At 42.2% G+C, this 1,767-nt stretch carries 1 protein-coding gene; it reads right to left on the reverse strand.

Annotated features, from left to right (window positions below):
- Positions 1-363: 363 nt before the first annotated feature.
- The gene (locus BUB67_RS15895) at positions 364-1,635 is read right to left on the reverse strand and encodes an IS110 family RNA-guided transposase (RefSeq protein ID WP_073240325.1); all 1,272 of its coding nucleotides are present in this window, start codon (positions 1,633-1,635) and stop codon (positions 364-366) included.
- Between the last annotated feature and the right edge of the window lie 132 nt (positions 1,636-1,767).

Raw genomic sequence — 1,767 nt, forward strand, 5'->3', positions numbered from 1 at the left:
TCCTATCTCAATATTTTGAGTAATACCTGCGTTTATCTCTTGATAACGCAGTTTTTCATATTTTGAAAGCCAATAAACCTTTCTACAAATACCCTAATATGTTTATTTTTGGAATGATATGGTGGTGTTACTTAAACCCATAGCATGGGCAGTTTTGTAGACTATGGTTCAGCCCACCGGTGTCTGATTTTCTCCGTTACACAACCCTATCATTTCTCCCGGAGTATTCCCTGGCGGGATCTCTACATTCCTTCGTTCGGCTTACCGGAGCCAGTGTGGCTTTATGTCTTTTTTGCGGGGTCAACCAATTGTTGCCCTGATGGAGGTGAACGTGCTCACTCGCTTACTGCTTTGGTTTTTTACCTATGCAGCCTGCATTCTGACTACCAGGTTTTGATTGCCTACTTTTCCGCCATCGTAATTGCTACGGTTTTTACAAACCGCCAACATTACTTTCATCATTTTAACTGCAACTGCTATTAAGGCCTGTTTGCCAGCCAACGGGTTTTCTTTCCGGTTTTTTAAGTATTCGTAGAAGGCTTTCATCTCAGCATTCTTGGCAACCGATACATAGGCTATTTGGTACATCAATTGCCGTAATGCTGGTCTGCCTCTTTTGCTGATTGTGGTTTTACCTTTGTGCTTACCAGAGCTATTTTCTCTTAGATTAAGCCCGGCCTTCTTTTGGATTTGTTTATAACTCTCATATTCGTCTGGATTTCCTATCTCAGCTAAAAAAGCTGCCGCAGTCACCATCCCCACGCCGGGAATGCTTGTAAGGTAATCACCCAGACCGGTTTGCTTTAATAGCTGGGACATCATTTCTTCTGTTTCTTCAAGTTGCTTGTGGATAAGATTTAGTTCTTCTACCAGGTGAGCTAACTGTAACCTGGCTCCTCTTACCCCTTCCTTAATTCCAATGGAATTTTGGGCTGCTTCCCATAATTTTTGGGCTCTTTTCTGTCCCACCCGGTTATGGGTGGCTCCTCTTAGCCCTTCACTCAGGGTTTGCTCGCCTAATTCCAGTATGTTATCAGGGAAGGGGCAGTGGGTTAGAACATACATCGCTCCTTTACCCAGGACATTCTTAAATACTTCGGGAAATTCAGGAAAATATTGATCCAGTATTGTTATCAGTTGGCACTTTAGTTGCCATCTTTTTTGGGTTAACTGCATACGGCTAACGTTAGCGGTTCGGAGTTCAGCCCAGATATTAAAGATCAAAGGTAAGTTAAAATATGTCCCCTGGCTTATTAATTTGGCTATTAGACGCGCGTCTTTTCTATCATTCTTGCTTGGGCTGTTGTCATCAAATTCTTTACTGCGATTTACATGGTAGGGATTTACTATTACCACTTCACACATTCCTGTGCCATGAAGATAGTAGGCCAACGGCTTAAAGTAATGGCCGGTAGGTTCCATTCCAACCACGATGTTGGTGGCCCCTAATTTTTGTTGGTAAGCTTTGAGGGTAGTGACTAGATTTTCGAAACTTTCTCTGGTATTCTGGAAAGAGAAAGCTTTTCCAATCAGCTTTCCTTGCAACATCATTTGAGCCCAGTGTGTTTGTTTGGCAATATCAATTCCAACAATCAAGGTATTTGGCTGGATTTGTTTAATCTTAGAAACTTTCACTTTTCAGTCCTCCTGGTATTTTGAATTAGTGAGCCCGCGCTTGCATCTTCGAATGCTTTAGGCCACTACATTCTTTATACCAGGATTTTCATTTTCCCTCAAAACCCCTGCTCTTCATTACAGGAATGCTTT

It is taken from the genome of Desulforamulus putei DSM 12395 (assembly GCF_900129195.1).
Classification (GTDB): domain Bacteria; phylum Bacillota; class Desulfotomaculia; order Desulfotomaculales; family Desulfotomaculaceae; genus Desulfotomaculum; species Desulfotomaculum putei.